Genomic DNA, 17,267 nt, shown 5'->3' with positions numbered 1-17,267 from the left:
AAAAAGGCAGTCTTCCACAGTCGTCGAAGCGGAATGACTGGAGGCGCAACCCACGCCCGGGCGATTGCAACTAGCGACCTCAACTCATGCTGGGAATGGAATCGAAGAACCGCGCCAAGGCTTCAGCCACGGCTTCTGGCTGTTCCTCGGGCTGAAAATGCCCGCAATTCGCGATGGTTTCCCCTCTCACCTCGTTCCCAAACGGGCGGAGAGCTGCGGACATGTCTGGAATCGATCCTTGGTCGGCACTAAGACCGAGCACCGGCATCGCCAGAGTCCGGGCCTGCGACAGGGCGCGGTTTTGTTCGCCCGAAAGCGCGGCAGCGCGATAAAAGGCGAGGCCCGAACGCACCCCGCCGGGTGCACAGTAAGTTCTCAGGTACTCGGCAATATCTTCTGCACTGTAGGACGCTGGATTTGCCGTCTTACTCCAGAAAAACCATTCCAGGTAAGCTCTCTCACGACCTTCGAGAAGAATTTCAGGCAGGTCAGGGACTGCGTGGAAAGAGAAGTGCCACGTCTTCCACGATCGGTCGGAGGAGGACGGCAGCAGCTCTGGAAGCGTAATTCCCGGGATTCCCGCATCCATCAATGCCAACGCCTCGACTTCCTCTCCAAACAAACAGCGGGTAGGCTTCGCCCGGTGCCAACGCCTCCGTAATTAGCGGCCGGATTGCTGGTGCGACGAGAGCCGCGATGTCCCGTGCGAGAAGTGCAGCTCCAGCGACATGCGGATCGAACCCGTGGGCTTCGAGAAGATCCAGAGCGTCGCCGTCGTAGACGGCGATCATAGTTACCAGCGTCTGCATATGTCGACATCAGGAACCGCAGACGTAGACCGTATTAAATGTGTCAACGTTGCGGCAATAAATGTGTCAACTCACGTCCCCGCTCTCATTAGCGAGGCGCAACGATTCGCATCCTAGACGACCGGTTTCGGACAGCCGGGGTCCGCGTCGGCTCCGCCGCGGAACTTCGCCGGTACGCGAGACCAGAAGCTGTTTCGTTCTATGAAAGCCGGAACTACGCGGTTCATTCCGCACCATTGATGAAAACGATGATCTAGTCTCCCGAGGAGACGCACGGCCGTCGCCACCAAGGACACGTCATCCAATGACAGGTTGTGACCGTGTCGAGGCAGTGCAACCGCCAATTTGCTCGCCGGCGATCGGCCATTGAGCGACGGCGGACGAGACCTTGGTTATGCAAATTGAATGGCGGCCTCGACCGACCGCTTCTGGCCGGCCAAGCCGAGGCAGTGTCCTGCGCAATTTGATTGCCCAAGACCGGCCATTGAGCGAGAACGAACGAGAGCTCGACCAGCCAGACTGAACGACGACCCTGACCGGCGGCTAATCGCCGGACTGCCACCTCCCCAGATTCTCTTGCCAGCCTGTGGACTGACTCCCGACCGTTGCCCCACCGCATGGTGACGGATCTTGGCGGGCTCACCCGCAATTGAAATCTTGGCGCCAGAATTACTGTATATTTATACAGTATTTTTTGGAGCTTAATCTTGAATCGCACTCGCAGCGCCGCTCAGCAGATACGTGCCCCGGATGAACGGGCGGACTCCATCGATGCTGTCCTCGACTCAACTATGTATTCGGAGGCAGGGGGAATAAATCTGTGGCGCGGCAATCAACTGGCGCACGCTCGGTCGCGCGTCGTTGATTGCGGCGACGAGAACCTCGCGCGGGAATTGCCTGGCGGCGGCTGGCCACGCGGCACACTGACTGATCTGCTTGTGCAGCAGACAGGCTGCGGCGAATTACGGCTGCTTCGTCCTGCGTTCTGGCAGTTGTCGTCCAGGCCCGTTGTCATGCTGCAGCCGCCTCATGACCTTCAACCGACGGCTCTCGCCTGGTGGGGACTCGATCCTTCGAATGTCATGACGGTCAAGGCGCCCCGCACGGCTGACGCGCTGTGGGCCGCGGAGCAGGTTCTGCGCGCAGGCACATGCGGTGCTCTGCTTTTCTGGCAGAACCACGTGCGGCCTGAATCGCTGCGTCGACTGCATCTGGCTGCACAGGCGTCCGAGTCGCTCTTTTTCATGTTGCGACCGCTTGCGACGACGCGCGACGCCTCGCCGGCGCCGCTTCGGCTTGCGATCCGGGCCGCGAAGGACGGCGTCGATATCCACTTCATCAAACGCCGCGGCCCCGCACGCGATGAGCCCCTCTTCGTCCCGCTGACGCCCTCCCCGATTCTCAACGTAAAACGCAATGCAACTGTGGTTAGGCGTCCATCTCCCGGCGCTGTGCCTCGAAGTGTTCCGGCCGAAGTGGTCGCGTGAAACCTTGGACCCAGCCAGCGGTATTGCCGTGCTCGAGAAAGAGCGCGTCATCGCCATGGACGCGCCGGCGCGCGAGGCAGGCATCTGTATGGGCATGCGCCGCGGCGGCGTACTCACCCTCGCCCCCGCTACTGTCATGCATGAGCGCGACAGCGCGGCCGAGGTCAACACGGTGCGCGAGGTCGCCACAGGCCTGTTGAATCTTTCGCCGCAAGTGGTCATTGCGGAGGAAAGTACTGTGCTCGTCGACGTGTCAGCAAGCCTGCGGCTCTTTGGCGGCATCCGCTCGTTGCGCCGCATGGCGCGCCGGGTCGCGGATGCTATCGGCGTGACCGCGACGGTCAGCGTTGCACCAACGGGACAGGCGGCATGGCTGCTCGCGCGCGCTCGCGGCGCTGTGGCGCTGTCGCACGATTCTCTCCACCGCATGCTGGCCGGATTACCGGTGGGCCTGCCGCCACCCGCGCGTCGCCATATGGACTGGCTTACTGGCATTGGCTGCGAAACGGTTGGACAACTGATGCGACTGCCGCGCGCAGGTTTGAAGAAGCGTTGCGGGACAGCGTTGCGGGATGTGCTCGACCGCGCCAATGGAGATGCACCCGAAGTGTATGAATGGTTTGAGACGCCGCCGACCTTTCAGGCGCGCGTGGAACTGCCGGATCGCATCGAGCACGCCGAGGCCTGCCTGTTCGCGGCGCGCCGGCTCGTGGTCCAACTGACAGGCTGGCTGTCGCAGAAGCAGCTTGCCGTGACGCGCATCGTTCTGCTGCTCGAGCACGAGCGCGGTCGCGATGCAATCGAGCCGACCGCCATCGAAGTCTCGCTCGCGGAGCCGACGTGGCGCGAGGATCACCTTGTGCGCCTGCTGAAGGAACGGCTTGCGCGCGCGGAGCTCTCGGCGGCCGTCATTGCCCTGCAACTGGTTGTACAGGAGGTGAAGGAGGCGGAAGCGGCGTCCGATTCGCTCTTTCCAGAGCCGGGCGGTACCGCGTCCGATCACGCTCGGCTGCTCGAACTGCTGGTTGCGCGCCTTGGGCCCGAAAACGTACTGCGCCCGGCGCCGGTTGCTGACCACCGGCCGGAAGTCGCCGCACGCTGGGTGTCCGTGACGGACAACAAAACAAAGTACGTGCCGCCGGCGAGCGATACGCCGCGCCCGGCATGGTTGCTGGAACAGCCGCTGAAGCTCCTGATGCGGGGCGAACGACCCTTCTATGGCACGCCCCTGCGCACCGTGTCGTCCGGCGAGCGCGTTGAAGCGGGATGGTTCCAGGGCGAGCCCGTCACACGTGACTACTTCGTCGCGGAAGCCGACGATCACATCTGCTACTGGATCTTCCGGGAACGCATAGGCGCGGTCGACGAGGATGAGCCGCGCTGGTATCTCCATGGTCTCTTCGGATAAGCCATGTCGTATCCGTCGTTCGGCCTGCCCGGCTACGCCGAGTTGCAGTGCTTCTCCAACTTCACGTTCCTTCACGGCGCGTCACATGCCGAGGAACTGGCCGCGCGCGCGGCGCAACTCGGTTATGAGGCGATCGCTGTCACCGACGAATGCTCGCTCGCTGGCATCGTGCGCGCGCACGTCGCGGCGAAAGAGGCGGGCATCAAGCTGCTGGTCGGCGCGCATTTCCGGCTGATCAACTCGGACGGCTCCCCTGCCCTTGCCTTCACGGCGATCGCACAGAATCGCGACGGGTACGGCAACCTGTCCGAACTGATTACGCTCGCGCGCACGCGCACGGCCAAGGGCACGTACCTGCTCTATCCGCACGATCTCGACCATCCGGACCCGCCGTATTCGCACCTGCGCGCCCTGCCCGACTGCCTGATCATCCTGACGCCCGAATTCCCGGCGAAGGAAGCACGCCTCGACGCGCAGGCCGAATGGGCAGCACGCACGTTTGGCGAAAATCGCTGCTGGATGGGCCTGACCTTGCACGCGCGGGCGCTGGATGACATTCACCGCAATGTCGTGCTCGACGTCGCCGATCGACATGGTCTGAATGTCGTCGCGACAGGTCAGGTACTCATCCACGTGCGATCGCGCAAGCCTCTGCAGGATACGCTCACAGCCATCCGGCTTAACCGCCCGGTCACTGAATGCGGCTTTGAACTCGCGCCCAACGCCGAACAGCATCTGCGCTCGCGTTTGCGGCTTGCCAATGTCTATCCAGCGGAGGCGCTCGCACAGACGCTGAACATCGCCGCGCGGTGCTCGTTCGTGCTGGACGAACTGCGCTATGAATACCCGGACGAACTGGTGCCGCCTGGCACGACGCCAACCGCCTACCTTCGCGGGGAAACCTACCTGGGGGCGCAGCGCCGCTATCCACGTGGCATTCCCCACAGCGTGCAAGTGCAGATCGAACACGAACTCGCGCTGATTTCGGACCTGAAATACGAGCCGTATTTCCTGACGGTGTATGACATCGTGCGCTTCGCGCGCAACGAGGGCATCCTGTGCCAGGGGCGTGGATCCGCTGCCAATTCCGCCGTGTGCTATTGCCTTGGCGTCACCGAGGTCGACCCTGCCCGCAGCAGCATGCTGTTCGAGCGGTTCATCTCAAAGGAGCGGGGCGAACCACCGGACATCGACGTGGACTTCGAGCACCAGCGCCGCGAAGAGGTCATCCAGTACATCTACCGGAAGTACTCCCGCACCCGTGCGGCGCTCGCGGCCGCGGTGACGACCTACCGGCCCCGCTCCGCGATCCGCGATTCAGGCAAGGCGCTGGGCATCGACCCCGTCATCGTTGACCGCGTCGCGAAGGAACATCACTGGTTCGATTCGAGCGCGGATTTGATACGGCGATTCGTGGACAGCGGCCTCGACCCCGAAACGCCGATGATCCAGCAGTGGGCAACGCTTGCCGCGCAGCTGCTCGGCTTTCCGCGTCATCTGTCGCAGCACACGGGCGGGTTCGTGATCGCGCGCGGCAAGTTGTCCCGTCTCGTGCCGGTCGAGAACGCGTCGATGCCAGATCGCACCGTGATCCAGTGGGACAAGGACGATCTGGAAGCGCTCGGCCTGCTGAAGATCGACGTGCTCGCACTTGGCATGCTGTCGGCGATCCGCCGCGCGCTCGAGCTCGTATCGCAGCAGCGCGGCGAGCCGTTCGAAATGCAGGACATCCCGCCCGAGGACGAAGCGACTTACGACATGATCTGCGCGGCTGATACGGTCGGTGTGTTCCAGATTGAGTCGCGCGCGCAGATGAGCATGCTGCCGCGCCTGAAGCCGCGCGAGTTCTACGATCTCGTGATCGAGGTCGCTATCGTCAGACCAGGACCTGTCCAGGGCGGCATGGTTCATCCGTATCTGCGGCGTAGGCAGGGCATTGAACCCGTCTCGTACCCGAGCCCCGACGTCGAGCAGGCGCTGAAACGCACTCTCGGCGTGCCGATCTTTCAGGAGCAGGTCATGCAGGTCGCGATGCTCGCGGCGGGTTTCAGCGCCGGCGAAGCCGATCAGCTGCGCCGCGCAATGGCGGCATGGAAGCGCAAGGGCGGCCTGCAACACTACCACGACCGGATAGTCGAAGGCATGCTTCAGCGCGGCTACGACCGCGAATTCGCCGAGTCCATCTTTGCCCAGATTCAGGGCTTCGGCGAGTACGGCTTCCCTGAAAGTCACGCGGCAAGCTTCGCCCTTCTCGTCTACGCAAGCTGCTGGCTCAAGCGTCACGAACCTGCGGCGTTCCTTTGCGCAATGCTCAACAGCCAGCCGATGGGCTTCTACTCGCCTTCACAGCTTGTGCAGGACGCGAAGCGCCACGGCGTTGGCGTGCTGCCGGTCGATGTGACCATCAGCGGCTGCGGCTATGGAGGGCGATGGCAGTATGGCGCCCGTGCGGCTCGGCATGTCCGTCGTTCGCGGCATGCGCGAGGAAACGGCCCGGCGCATTGTGAGGCGGCACGCGCGGTCAGGCCGTTTCGCGACGTCGCCGATCTTGCCAACCGCGCACAGCTCGACCGCCACGACCTGCAGGTGCTGGCGGCCGCGAACGCGCTGAAGCCGCTCTCCGGTGACCGCCGGCAGGCTCTGTGGGCGGCAGTGGCCGCGGTGCCTGACAAGGATCTATTACGCGCAACGACACGCGAGGAAGAAGCACCGGAACTGACGGCGCCAACCGAAGGACAGGACCTGATCGCGGACTACCGCTCGACCGGCCTCACGCTCGGCCGTCACCCGATTGCGTTGCTACGCGAAAAGCTGCTGTCCATGCGGCTGATGCCTGCCGAAGCGCTGATGCGTTATCGCAATGGACAGCTCGCGCGCGGATGCGGGATTGTGACCGTGCGGCAGCGCCCCGGCACCGCGAACGGCGTGATGTTCATGACGCTGGAGGACGAGACCGGGTCGGTCAATGTCATCGTCTGGCAGTCGGTGCTCGAGCGGCAACGTCGCGAGGCGCTCGGCGCGTCTCTGCTCGCTGTGTATGGCGTGTGGCAACGCGAGGGCGACGTGACCCACCTTGTCGCGCAACGGCTCGTCGACATGTCGCATCTGCTGGGCGAACTGCCGACCGCGAGCCGGAATTTTCACTGAAAAACGGAGGAAAGCAACGATGGCGAACTACAACGTTCTGTTCGATGCACAGGCGGCCGCTGAGGAAGTCATACCGCGCGTTGTCGAGCGTCATCGCTCGAAAGGCGTCCTCACCTGGAAGCTGCTTCATCAGATGGAAGAGGAGGTGCTGGCCGAGGTAACGGCTGGCGGAAAGTTCAGCGACCGGTTGCTGCAGATGATCTGTGCGCCTGCTGTGCTGGAGTATCCGAACGACGACCGGCCCGCGTCGTTTGAGGGGCACGATTTTGTGCCGATTATCTTTGGCGCGCTGGAGCGGGCCTGGCGGCAGGTCCACTAATGGCGAGTCCAAGCGTGCGCCTGCGGTACCGTCTGCCGCGCAGAGCCCTATCCTTGACACGAGGTTTGCCTGCGTTACAAGAGATACACCAACACGCACAGACTGAGAGGCGGCAATGATGCATCGCAGACAACCCAGGATTTACGCCACCCTTCGCCGCCGGTTTTGCCGGGAGGCGCTAGCGCGGATGGGCTTCCAGAAAACGAGCACGGGCGGCTCAACACTGGTCAAGCTCGGCGCGATGCGGACGCCGTACGCGACGGCTAGTCAGGATGGCGAATTGTGGCGGGTGACGCCGCTCGTCTCGCCGCGCGTGTGGCGTCCGCGCTAAGTTCCAGTTCCACGTCAGGGCGAGAGACAGCTTGTTCGCGGAGACGAGCCCAAGCTGCCCGAAATTGGCTGCAGTCTCGCGCCCGAAAACACGGCCCACCACGCTGAATGACTGGCTAAACGGCACTCTCCCGCGCGGCGAGTCGCGTACCAGCGGAGAGTGTCCTGCCGACGAGCGTGAGACTGAAAGGCTCCAGTCTTTGCCTCGCGGCGGCTTACCCCATTCCATCGGTCTCTTTCAAAGCATGAAAATCCAGCCCAGCGGCCGGTTGAGGATAAAAACATGGCGCACGAGCTGCTGTTGGACCATCTTGCAGCCTTCCATAAATGGAAGATCGTTGTGGTCTTGAAGTTTCGCTTGCCTCTCCACGCTGTGCAGCCATTCCTCGCTCCCCGGATCGGGGCCGTGTCCTTCCCCGTCCGAAATGTCGAAATAATGGTCACTAACGTAGGCGATCCACTCACGGCTCCCGGGCGGCACACTTGGCGCGCGAGGTATATCGGTCGATATGAAAAGCCACGCAGCTGTAAGAAACAAGAGGCAGGCCCCGACGGCGCGCGCCATGTGCTTGATCGCTATTTTCATGTACGGTCGTCTTTTGGATCCACTCATTAGCGCCCTGATATCGGCTGGAGGCCGTATCTGATACGGCCTCCATGCGGAGAAAACGAGAATCGAAAATCTTCGGGCGTCATTGTCATTTGTCTATAGGGCGAATCCGGATCAACTTGTGGCCTGAGAATGCAAACCACTGGCCGTTTGCACTCAGCTCAACGGAATTTTTGGTCCACCGAACATCGTCGACATCGAGCCTGTCACTGATGGGCAACGCGGTAGCTGGTTTCTTTTGGAAGTCGTATAGGGTGACCGACGGCGCGTCTGAAAAGCCATTCATAAAGTCTTCAACGACGACGCGCGAGGCGGGCTTGCCTTCCGCAGGCGAATCGGTGTAGTAAATGAAGCGGAGACCGTAAAGCTGGTCGAACGGGGCACCGTTCAAAGTCGCTCTGAAGTTCGCGCCGTCCGGCGTAGCGCGCGCAAGCTTGACGATTTGCAAAGGGCCCGAGACGGTCACAATATCATTTATGTTCCCGCCGTCAAATTGCGCCCAGGCATTAACGCTGCAGAGCGCGAAGACCACGCCAATCCATCGATTTTTCACCAAAATTTGTGTCCGGGAAAAGAGTTGCAAGTTCATCGCGAAAATGGCCATCCTGCGATTGCAGTACTTGAAGATCGGTGCTGACAGCTAATCCAATTAAGGTAACCGAGCTACGCATCGCCAGTCCGGAACGGGTAAGGCTCTTGATCAGCCGCCGAAGACAGGCCGTCCGAGGCGATCGCGCCGGGCGCGGCTCAACATTGATCAAGCTCGGCGCGATGCGGACGCCGCCCGGCTCGCCGCGCGTCGGGCGTCCGCGCTAAGTTGCAAGCCCACCGTTACGGCGCAGCCCTCCCACGAGTGCAGTGCGGAAGTTCACATTCAAACCCCGGGCGCCGGCGGTACGCCAGTCCCACTCGCATTGCACCACGCCCCTAACCTTCTGCCTAGTGGCTCGTCCGACGTCTACCCGTTGGACCCACGTCGGCCCAGGCCACACGGTCGCAAATCCCTATCGTAAATCCCCCGACTGGAGTGTCCGGTTAGGAACGCGACAAGCGGGCTGGAACCCCCCTTGCTGAGCGTTCATTGTCGCTAACGGAGAAAGGTCATGTGCTACGGAAATCCCGACGAACTCCTGCAGCTTGTCATCGGCAGGCACGCCCTTCCTAAGAATGATCTCGGCCACACGCCGCTCGACGATTTCGAGCATTTCTGCGCCACAACAGGCTGCAATGAGGCGGAGCTTGGCTCGCGTGCGTTTGCGTTCGTGAGGCTGGCGTATGTGACGGCAGGCCTGAGCCGTCGCGAGTACAAGAGTGCTGGACTGGACCTCGAACTCCAGAACGCATGCGCAGATATCGGCATGCTGCTTCGCGACCCCCCGCCCGGCACGACCGCCGACATCTCGCGCGCCGCGGTGCTGTATTGGGACGCGGGAAAACTCCAAGGCGCAAGCCTGTCCGATGACGAGCCAGATGGCCTCGGACTTCCGGTTGAGCTTGAGGACCTTCTGCCCGCCGCTCGGACAGCGATCGCACAGTGGCTGGCGCATCCCGCCTTTTCTTATCGCCCGTCGCTACTTGAGTGGCTCGAAAGTCCAATAACGGACAAACCCTTGAACTGAGTTAATCGATCGGGGATGGCAGCGTGGACAGGCTGTGGACGTGCGGTGGAAGGAGTCTCGGATATCGGGATGGTGACGATTTATGGACTCATGACGGCCGCCATGTTGGCCGCTTCGTCGGCAATGAAGTGTTTGACAGGAACGGCAGGTACCTTGGCGAAATGATGGGCACCAGCCGCCTCGTTACTTCGCAAAAGAAAATCGGGCTTGTGCGCGACGGCTTTGTGCCACGAGCGTCGCGCCCCATCACCACCACGCGGTACGACTACAGCGCTTACCCAATGGACGACGGCTTCGAGGACTTCCCGGCCCCGGAAAACATCGGTGGCTGACGGAGCTCATGCCGGGTCGCGGACCTGCTCCAGTTCCAATGGGTCGTCAGGGCTCTTACGCGGCAGCACGGTCAACGGGTTGCGGCAGCGGCAGACCGGACATACAAAGCAAAGCCCTGCATCGCCCATCTCGGGCTCCGCTATCTCCAAGATCACCAGCATCCGGCAATCGCTGCATATCCACATGATGACCTCCCCGGCGCGCCCCTAGCCGTTATAGACCACCTACAGTTGTTCCGTCGGGTTGCCGGGAGGGCCGTAATCGATTCGCATGGACAGCGGAGGGCGCGAGCCTGCTATTTGTCGCCGCTGCCAAGTTCGGCGTGCCTGTGCAAATCGGGTTGCGGCACACTCCATGCTCGATTCCTTTGAAACGGCAAGCGCCGTGAAATCCGGAGACAGTCATGAATACGTTTAAAGTGGCAGGTGTCGCGTTAGTGCTGTGCGTGAGCAGCACGGTCTATGCGCAACAAAGCGGTAACGCGCCGGCGACCAGCGGCACGCAAAGCGGCACCCAGGCGCAGCCCGGACAGGCCGGGCGCACCGTCGAGGAGCCCGCGGCGCTGGGCGGGCCCGGCAACAAACCAGGGACGCTGATGGATAAACGCGCGAACGCGCTGTCGCCGCAGGGAGCGTCCGGGCCGGGCCGAACGGGCGAGGTCAAGCAGTAACAACGGCAGGACAGCCAGGGCGACCATCGCACCGAAGGAAATCAGCATCGCTAACCTGACGGAGTACATGTACGGCTCAGTCCTGGATGTTTTTTTCGCAATCTTCCCAGTATCTCAGCGGGTCGTCGTGTTGTGGATAGCGTAAGCTCAGCCACGCTGACAGTCTGGTCCAGTCCGGATGGCTAGTACCAGTTCTGGCAGACCAGGTCGACGACCTCTCAAGAATTTGCCCGTTCCCGCGATCACGGACAAGCAAGCTGCCTAGTCCGCTTGTACTGTTCGCCTGTGACTCAACAAAATACCGTGGCAGAATCCTCAGTTCAGCATCCTTGGCCCACCCGTATAAGGCGCGGACCACGCCGGACGGATCTCGCAACTCTATGGGGCCGCTTTCTGGGCGAACGGCGGTCCATCCTTCTGGAAACTCCGCGACAACCTCGTTATTACCCTCCCTGACCCACTTCACGCGCCATGCCCGCGCCATCGCCTCGCGCATGCGAGAGACCGACTCGTAGCCGGCCGGCAACACGATCGACATCGGAAGAGTAATGAGGTTGTCTTTCCAGAGTTTCGTTTCGTCGTCGACGCGCTTGACCACGTCGAACACCCCTGCTTCGAACGGGTTTTCGGGCCGGCTCGACACTTTGGCCTGGCCGTCGGGCAGACCCTCGAAAAGGCGCTCTGCATCATGGCGGGTAAGTTTTGTCTTTCCTTTCTTCATTGGTCTCTCTGCAGCGAAGTTGTCTCGCTAACGCCCACCCCTGGTGACCTAAAATCAGCGCCACTTCCTCTCACGTGCGATTGAATGTACTCACGACCCTATCGCTCATGCAAGGCTTCCTTTGTGGTAGTGAGAGCGATAGGGGCGTTCAAGTGAGCGCACTATACGCTCGATCGAGTGACTGCCCGCCAAAGCGGCCATGTGTCGCATCAGACTGAACGTCTCCGGTTGGCCGGCCGATCAGCGCCCGACGTCACGACAGGCTGGGGCTAGGCAGTGCCATGCACTGCGCATCGCCCGACCCTAACGTTTTTCGCGACGGCGCGAAAGAAGTGAATGCCGTCGCGAAACGCTGAAGGTTTTTTGTTAGTTAAGTGGTCCACTTATGTCTATGCTTTGAAGGCCACACCGGAAACACCCTGCTGTGCCGAGTGGCATCCCAATCCTTTTACAGGAGAGGAAACGATGTCGCTCAATACATTGTCACTGCGCGCGCCGCACTATGCGCGCAGGCTACCTGCTGTGTCCGTCATCGTCTCCCTTCTCGGTCTTTCGTGCGCCGCGCCGGTGGTCGCAGCTGGCATCCTGCCGCAAGGCGGCGCCTATGTGAGCGGCAACGGCTCCATTGCCACGTCCGGCGATACGCTCACTGTCACCCAGCCGGGCTCAACGCGCGGAGTGATCGACTGGAACCGCTTTTCGATTGGCCGGAACAACACCGTCAACATCGACAACGGCAACGGCGCGACGCTCAATCGCGTGACAGGCGGCACGCCCTCGATGATCCTCGGCAAGCTGAACGCAACCGGCAGCGTCTACCTGATCAATCCGCAAGGCATAGTGGTCGGACCGCAAGGCGTGGTCACGACGGGCGGTCGCTTCGTTGCCTCCACACTCGACACCGACAACGCGTCGTTCATGGCCGGCGGCCCGCTCACGTTTTCCGGCCAGTCGACGCAACGCGTGGTGAATCTCGGCAACATCGGCTCGACGAACGGCGACGTACTGCTGATCGCCGCGAGTGAAGTCGACAACTACGGCAACATCAGCGCGCCGAACGGCACCGCCGAGATCGCGGTGGGCAACAAGGTGCTGTTGCAGGACTCGTCCAGCTCCCAGCAGATGTTCGTGCAGACCGCGAGCGGTGGCGCGATCGTCAACACGGGCGCGATCGAAGCGGCACAGGTGAATCTGCAGGCCGTCGACGGCAACATCTATGCGTTGGCCGGCAACGCCGACGTGCTACGCGCGACCGGCACCGCGGTGCGCGACGGCCACGTGTGGCTCGTCGCGGGTCCGAAAGGACAGGTGATTCTCGCAGGCAACATCGCCGCGAAAAACGCCGACGGCAAAGGCGGCACCGTCGATATGGACACGGGTCTCTTCACGTTCTGGGGCGACTTCGCGAAGGTCGTCGCGGGCCAGTGGAACGTCAGGCTGCCCACCTACACGTTCGACAACGGCGCGTCGCGTTCTTTCACGCGCAGCCTCAACGACGGCACATCCATTTCGATGACGACCACCGGCGCCAGCGGCCAGAGCGGCGACCTCGTTGCGGATCAGAGCATTCAGTGGACCGGTGGCGCATCGCTCGCGCTGAACGCAGCGCATAGCCTGACGGTCAGTCCGGGCGTCACGTTGAGCAACCAGGGCACCGGCGCGCTGACACTGCGCGCGGACGCAGCGAGCGTGAACAACGGCGGCAGCATCACGAACAATGGCACGATCGACTGGTCGCAGAGCACCGGCACGGTCAGCGCGCTTTACGACATGAACGGCAGTTATTCGCCCGGCGCCCTGCTCGCGAACAGTGCGTGGGTGGCGCCCGACTACAGTGGACTGGTTACGCAGATCACAGACTACAAGCTGGTCAATACGGTGCAGGATCTGCAGAACATCGAGAGCGATATGAGCGGCAACTACGCGCTCGGCCACGACATCGACGCGACGGGTTACGCGTTCAAGACGCTCGGCTTCGCGAGCAAAACCTCGTTCACCGGACAGTTCGACGGCATGTGGCATAGCGTGTCGTATCTGAAACCTGACATCTCGTTCATCAGTGATATTGCCGCAAACGCCGTAGTGCGCGACGTCAGTCTCCTCACTGCGTCGGCGGGATATTCGCTACCGTCCGGACTGTTCGCCGGCATTCTTGCCATGAGCAATCACGGCAAGATCATGAATACGTTTACGTCGGGCTTCATCGGACCGAAGTCTAATTTCTCGACCACATCGATGGGCGGCCTCGTCGGCACCAATTATGGAACGATCGGGCGTTCCGGCAGCAGTGCCACGGTCTATCACGGCAGCGGAGGTGGCGGTCTGGTCTATGACAATCAGGGAACGATATTGCAGTCGTACGCGACCGGCACGGTGTACTCGGTTGCGTCGCGCGGCTCGTCGGGAGGACTCATCTATCACAACACCGGGACCGTCTCCGAGTCGTTCGCAACAGGCAGCGTCTTCGGATCCCAGAGCCACGGTGGGGTCTGCGTGTATTGCACTGGACTCAGCCCCGACGTGTACTGGAATAAGGAAACGACAGGACAGGCGGAAAGCGGTGGCAATCTGCCCGCTTTGAACGGACTAACCACTGCGCAGATGAGTGACCCCAAGAGCTTCGTGGGCTGGAACTTCGGCAGCGATGGCGCGTGGGCGATGCCGGCTGGCGCCACGCATCCGGTACTGCGCTGGCAGGTTGAGCATTGAGCGGGACACGTTGCTGTGGGATTGGATCGGTACGCGAAACACTCACTGACCTTAGGTAGCGCAGATCAAGGGCCGTTTCTGCCGATCAGTTCATACCTCTTCAAGCTGTTCTGCACTCGTCAGCCGTGCGCCCCGCAATATCCACGAGCCCGGCGACTGGGTGCAGAGGATCGGCGAGCGCGAGACGAGCGCTCGAAGTGTCAAGTCACTCATCTGGCCCGTATGCACCAGCTCCGATGCGAGCACGTTCCACGTCACGATCGGGCCGAGCCGCCGGAACACCAAAAATAGCCGGTGCTCCTGCTCGGTAAGCTCCCGCTCAGGGTCGAGGCGAATTGCCGGCCGATAGCGCCCGTGCGCACCCGCGATGAACTTGAGGCGGGACAGGACAGCGATCGTGACAAAAGCGGGTGGAACCGGATACTGAGTGGAGCAACGCTCTTCACGGCTGAGTCGCTGCTCCCTCAGGCGCTCCACTGCCCCTAGCGCCATGTCGGGCGAGATAGCCGAGTCGGTAATTGAGAAGACTCGCCGAAGCGCCTGGATGATCGGGTTTTGTCGCGCTGACTCACCGTACCAGAACCACTCCTGCGCTGCTCTCGCCGGTCGATCGAGCCATTCGAAGCCATGACCGGTTTGCACGACCTCGCGAATCGATCTGACGGCGTCAAGCTCCCAGCCGAGTTCAATGGCATAGCCCATAAGCACACCCACGTGAGCCGCCCCGACAGCACTGATCATCGCTAGCGCCATCTCGTGTACCGCCTTGACGCGCTCATCCCCGGCGCCCGACCGGGCAGGCGGATTGAACAGATATGCTTCGAGCGAGAGAAGATGCGTAGCAAGAAGGTCTCGCGCGAAGCGCCAGGCGTCCTCAATGCTGGGCCCCTCGCCCAAGAGCGGACGCAGGACTGCTTCGAGGCGCGCCGGTGTGCACGGCAGGTGTTGCTTCGCGGTTGCGTCAATCGTATGAAAGACGCCCCGGAATTCGGGCGGCAAAGCAGGGGCTTGCGTCCGCATCAACTTAAGAATCTGGCACGCACGGCCCTCGGTAATGCCATGCTGCGTGGCGACCGACGCCAGAGTCCGGCCCTGCGCGTTGATGCCGTAGCGCATGGCAAAAAGCTCCGCGTTGCGCTCGACCGTTCTTGAGCTACTCCCCGCCGCAAGTACGCGCGCTTGGTTCTCAAGCCAAATGACCGCTATCAACCTTGTCAATTGCCGCTAGGATTTTTCGCTCGGACCCTGTAAGGAGCAGACTGGCCAGTTGACAGCGGAGCCGCTCAGCGCCTTCCGTAACGAGCTTCGCAAGCCATTGCGGCCTTGACATGACAGAACTATCGGCACGATAAGATCTGGACGTAAAGAACGGATACATGAGGCCTCGAAAATGCAGTACGACTTTAGTGTGCGTCAGATTCCCAACCGGCTGACCGCGGTCTCCATGCACAATCGGCTCCGTGCCGCGAAGGCGCCCGTGGTGGTTATGGGTCGGTTCTATTCGGCAATGATTGAGCGCGGTCTTTGGGTAACGCAAAAGGAGTTGGCCGCTGGACTCGGCGTTTCGACGGCTCACACATCACGGATGTTGGCCGTCGCGCGACTGCCCGAAGTCCTGTTGGAGGCAATCGCCGACAAGCCGTTGTCTGCCGCACAAGTGGCCACACTCCACACGCTCATGCGGCAGGTCGGAGAGAAGCTGATCTCGGAGCGCGCCGCAAGTCTTCCGCCTGGAAGCACGACGGCGGACATCTTCGCCTTTCTGACCACGGGACAATGTCCTCCGCGTAGGGCCGTGAGCATCAGCGTTGCAACAGGCAAGAAAGGAGGCAAACACTACCTCCGCATTGACACGCCAGACTTCGCGAGCGTTGCCTCGCGCGTTCGCGAGATCGAATTGCTCGTGAATGCACTGTTGGCGATCCGATGACCCGCGCGGCGGTGACGCTGGAATAGCTCCGGCCAAGCTCAAAGGATGAGCTGGGTAATCGTCGAGGCGGGCGCGATCCGCGCGACCAGTACGGGGGGCCCGCCGAGAGGTTCGTGGCGAGTCGCTTACTCATCGTGATACGGCTCCGACACGTCGCCGATCAGCTTCACCACGGCGCCACCGACTCATGGCAACAGTTCGTCGACGCGATTGACGGGATGCTCGGCGATGCGAGCGATGACGTGGCGCAGGTAGGCCTCGGATGAAGGCGATTCAGTTTGGCGTTTATGCCGTGTATCGAACTACGGCGAGTGGTTTTCGAGCAACCACCCGCACACTCTCAATTGCGGTGCGCGGAGCCTGCATAGGGTGACGATGATATTAGAGGCTTGGTTTATCTCTTTGACCGCTTTCTTGATGACTTCACTTGAGAAATGCTTGAACTCATCGTACATGCTCGCGTCGGCACCAAGAAGTCGTCGCCAAGTTTCTACTGAAATCCAGCCAGTTGATCCCGTTCGTTTGAAGCGCAGGCAGTTTTCGTACAACGCGAACGCATAGCCGCCGCTAAACTGTCTCTGAACGTTGATGTTTATGAGCGTGTAGATGTCAGGGTTTGCGAGTTTCTCGGCGAGCCAGTCACTGTATTCGTAGGCACAAGTGCCCCTTTTTATACTCGCATAGGCGATAAGCGAAGAGGCCTCCCGGTCTGTTTTTCCGCCGTCGAGAAGAAGGTCGGACGAGATTGGCGTCGACATGACTTTTAGCAAGTCGCGCTTCAATGTGTCGTAATTTTTGCGTCGAAGCCCAGCATCGTATGTAGGATTCCTACCGACGATGTATGGCGTTTCTTTGTGAAGAGCTCCGTATACGTTCAGCAGGAACGCGTTGACAATCTTGCGCTCGAGCATGAGAGTTCGCCTGGGGCTGATGTACTTTTACCTTGCTAGACGGTTTCGCCGCGCCGGTTGCGGCATTTCGGTAGCGACAGGCTCGGATCTTGTCGGACGTTTGACAGATGCGCTCGTTGGGCGGTGTATCCAGGCGCCGTGGCCTGGCGATCGCTCATCGATTGATCTCATAGTCACTAAGCGCATTTGAGAGCAGGATTGCGCGCTCTCACGGCAGATGCGGGGTCAGCGGTGAACAAGTCACTTCTGCGGCACTAGGTGCAC

At 61.4% G+C, this 17,267-nt stretch carries 16 protein-coding genes and 1 pseudogene; 10 read left to right on the top strand and 7 right to left on the bottom strand.

What is annotated here, in order from left to right; genetic code table 11:
• Positions 1 to 79 precede the first annotated feature (79 nt).
• Positions 80 to 598, bottom strand: coding sequence for an alpha/beta fold hydrolase (locus J2W46_RS32045; protein ID WP_310359579.1), 519 nt, complete (start codon positions 596 to 598; stop codon positions 80 to 82).
• 1,002 nt (positions 599 to 1,600) lie between these two features.
• On the opposite strand from J2W46_RS32045, the gene imuA reads away from it, so the two are divergent.
• The 5 genes from imuA to J2W46_RS32020 all read left to right on the top strand — a co-directional run bounded on the left by imuA (position 1,601) and on the right by J2W46_RS32020 (position 7,501).
• On the top strand, positions 1,601 to 2,296 hold the full coding sequence (gene imuA / locus J2W46_RS32040; RefSeq protein WP_310359723.1) for a translesion DNA synthesis-associated protein ImuA: 696 nt from the start codon (positions 1,601 to 1,603) through the stop codon (positions 2,294 to 2,296).
• The gene (locus J2W46_RS32035) at positions 2,226 to 3,704 is read left to right on the top strand and encodes a Y-family DNA polymerase (RefSeq protein ID WP_310359576.1); all 1,479 of its coding nucleotides are present in this window, start codon (positions 2,226 to 2,228) and stop codon (positions 3,702 to 3,704) included. Before imuA ends, J2W46_RS32035 begins: the two co-directional genes overlap by 71 nt.
• Before the next feature lie 3 nt (positions 3,705 to 3,707).
• Complete coding sequence (locus J2W46_RS32030) at positions 3,708 to 6,851, top strand: error-prone DNA polymerase (RefSeq protein WP_310359573.1); 3,144 nt, start codon at positions 3,708 to 3,710, stop codon at positions 6,849 to 6,851.
• A gap of 19 nt (positions 6,852 to 6,870) precedes the next feature.
• On the top strand, positions 6,871 to 7,170 hold the full coding sequence (locus J2W46_RS32025) for a DUF2471 family protein (protein ID WP_310359571.1): 300 nt from the start codon (positions 6,871 to 6,873) through the stop codon (positions 7,168 to 7,170).
• A gap of 187 nt (positions 7,171 to 7,357) precedes the next feature.
• Complete coding sequence (locus tag J2W46_RS32020) at positions 7,358 to 7,501, top strand: hypothetical protein (RefSeq protein ID WP_310359569.1); 144 nt, start codon at positions 7,358 to 7,360, stop codon at positions 7,499 to 7,501.
• A 237-nt stretch (positions 7,502 to 7,738) separates the two neighbouring features.
• On the opposite strand, the gene J2W46_RS32015 is transcribed toward J2W46_RS32020, so the two are convergent.
• Positions 7,739 to 8,086 carry a hypothetical protein gene (locus tag J2W46_RS32015; protein WP_310359567.1) on the bottom strand — a complete coding sequence of 116 codons (348 nt, stop codon included), beginning with the start codon at positions 8,084 to 8,086 and terminating at the stop codon, positions 7,739 to 7,741.
• Between the two features lie 112 nt (positions 8,087 to 8,198).
• Entirely contained in the window at positions 8,199 to 8,699 is a 501-nt protein-coding gene (locus tag J2W46_RS32010; protein ID WP_310359565.1) for a hypothetical protein, read from the bottom strand.
• Positions 8,700 to 9,213: 514 nt separating this feature from the next.
• Between J2W46_RS32010 and J2W46_RS32005 the strand changes: the two genes are divergently transcribed.
• From J2W46_RS32005 to J2W46_RS31995, 3 genes are all read left to right on the top strand, one after another.
• On the top strand, positions 9,214 to 9,729 hold the full coding sequence (locus J2W46_RS32005) for a hypothetical protein (RefSeq protein WP_310359562.1): 516 nt from the start codon (positions 9,214 to 9,216) through the stop codon (positions 9,727 to 9,729).
• 23 nt (positions 9,730 to 9,752) lie between these two features.
• Positions 9,753 to 10,061, top strand: coding sequence for a 4-fold beta flower protein (locus J2W46_RS32000; protein ID WP_310359559.1), 309 nt, complete (start codon positions 9,753 to 9,755; stop codon positions 10,059 to 10,061).
• Between the two features lie 404 nt (positions 10,062 to 10,465).
• Entirely contained in the window at positions 10,466 to 10,732 is a 267-nt protein-coding gene (locus J2W46_RS31995; RefSeq protein ID WP_310359557.1) for a hypothetical protein, read from the top strand.
• Positions 10,733 to 10,808: 76 nt separating this feature from the next.
• Here J2W46_RS31995 and J2W46_RS31990 read toward each other — a convergent pair whose 3' ends face one another.
• A complete protein-coding gene (locus tag J2W46_RS31990; protein ID WP_310359554.1) occupies positions 10,809 to 11,453 on the bottom strand; it encodes a hypothetical protein in 645 nt (214 codons plus the stop codon).
• Positions 11,454 to 11,918: 465 nt separating this feature from the next.
• Here J2W46_RS31990 and J2W46_RS31985 point away from each other — a divergent pair, with 465 nt between their 5' ends.
• The gene (locus tag J2W46_RS31985; RefSeq protein WP_310359551.1) at positions 11,919 to 14,162 is read left to right on the top strand and encodes a two-partner secretion domain-containing protein; all 2,244 of its coding nucleotides are present in this window, start codon (positions 11,919 to 11,921) and stop codon (positions 14,160 to 14,162) included.
• 90 nt (positions 14,163 to 14,252) lie between these two features.
• Here the strand turns inward: J2W46_RS31985 and J2W46_RS31980 are convergent, their stop codons facing one another.
• Entirely contained in the window at positions 14,253 to 15,278 is a 1,026-nt protein-coding gene (locus tag J2W46_RS31980) for a hypothetical protein (protein WP_310359549.1), read from the bottom strand.
• A 274-nt stretch (positions 15,279 to 15,552) separates the two neighbouring features.
• Here J2W46_RS31980 and J2W46_RS31975 point away from each other — a divergent pair, with 274 nt between their 5' ends.
• Positions 15,553 to 16,092 carry a hypothetical protein gene (locus tag J2W46_RS31975; RefSeq protein WP_310359546.1) on the top strand — a complete coding sequence of 180 codons (540 nt, stop codon included), beginning with the start codon at positions 15,553 to 15,555 and terminating at the stop codon, positions 16,090 to 16,092.
• Positions 16,093 to 16,277: 185 nt separating this feature from the next.
• Here J2W46_RS31975 and J2W46_RS34465 read toward each other — a convergent pair.
• Positions 16,278 to 16,352, bottom strand: a pseudogene (locus tag J2W46_RS34465) (transposase domain-containing protein); the annotation flags it as partial.
• Between the two features lie 42 nt (positions 16,353 to 16,394).
• Positions 16,395 to 17,003 (bottom strand): replication initiation protein, encoded by a 609-nt coding sequence (locus J2W46_RS31965; protein ID WP_310359544.1) that lies wholly within the window; start codon positions 17,001 to 17,003, stop codon positions 16,395 to 16,397.
• Between the last annotated feature and the right edge of the window lie 264 nt (positions 17,004 to 17,267).

The sequence above is a fragment of the Paraburkholderia strydomiana genome, assembly GCF_031456815.1.
GTDB lineage: Bacteria > Pseudomonadota > Gammaproteobacteria > Burkholderiales > Burkholderiaceae > Paraburkholderia > Paraburkholderia caledonica.
Note: the sequence above shows the minus strand (reverse complement) of the source record. Positions and strands in the feature narration are given on the sequence as shown.

What these genes read in the sequence shown, in the direction of transcription:
- imuA (WP_310359723.1), top strand. Translation starts at nt 1,601, where the DNA reads ATGTATTCGGAGGCAGGGGGAATAAATCTGTGGCGCGGCAATCAACTG.
- J2W46_RS32035 (WP_310359576.1), top strand. Translation starts at nt 2,226, where the DNA reads ATGCAACTGTGGTTAGGCGTCCATCTCCCGGCGCTGTGCCTCGAAGTG.
- J2W46_RS32030 (WP_310359573.1), top strand. Translation starts at nt 3,708, where the DNA reads ATGTCGTATCCGTCGTTCGGCCTGCCCGGCTACGCCGAGTTGCAGTGC.
- J2W46_RS32025 (WP_310359571.1), top strand. Translation starts at nt 6,871, where the DNA reads ATGGCGAACTACAACGTTCTGTTCGATGCACAGGCGGCCGCTGAGGAA.
- J2W46_RS32020 (WP_310359569.1), top strand. Translation starts at nt 7,358, where the DNA reads ATGGGCTTCCAGAAAACGAGCACGGGCGGCTCAACACTGGTCAAGCTC.
- J2W46_RS32015 (WP_310359567.1), bottom strand. Translation starts at nt 8,086, where the DNA reads ATGAAAATAGCGATCAAGCACATGGCGCGCGCCGTCGGGGCCTGCCTC.
- J2W46_RS32010 (WP_310359565.1), bottom strand. Translation starts at nt 8,699, where the DNA reads ATGAACTTGCAACTCTTTTCCCGGACACAAATTTTGGTGAAAAATCGA.
- J2W46_RS32005 (WP_310359562.1), top strand. Translation starts at nt 9,214, where the DNA reads ATGTGCTACGGAAATCCCGACGAACTCCTGCAGCTTGTCATCGGCAGG.
- J2W46_RS31995 (WP_310359557.1), top strand. Translation starts at nt 10,466, where the DNA reads ATGAATACGTTTAAAGTGGCAGGTGTCGCGTTAGTGCTGTGCGTGAGC.
- J2W46_RS31990 (WP_310359554.1), bottom strand. Translation starts at nt 11,453, where the DNA reads ATGAAGAAAGGAAAGACAAAACTTACCCGCCATGATGCAGAGCGCCTT.
- J2W46_RS31985 (WP_310359551.1), top strand. Translation starts at nt 11,919, where the DNA reads ATGTCGCTCAATACATTGTCACTGCGCGCGCCGCACTATGCGCGCAGG.
- J2W46_RS31980 (WP_310359549.1), bottom strand. Translation starts at nt 15,278, where the DNA reads ATGCGCTACGGCATCAACGCGCAGGGCCGGACTCTGGCGTCGGTCGCC.
- J2W46_RS31975 (WP_310359546.1), top strand. Translation starts at nt 15,553, where the DNA reads ATGCAGTACGACTTTAGTGTGCGTCAGATTCCCAACCGGCTGACCGCG.
- J2W46_RS31965 (WP_310359544.1), bottom strand. Translation starts at nt 17,003, where the DNA reads ATGCTCGAGCGCAAGATTGTCAACGCGTTCCTGCTGAACGTATACGGA.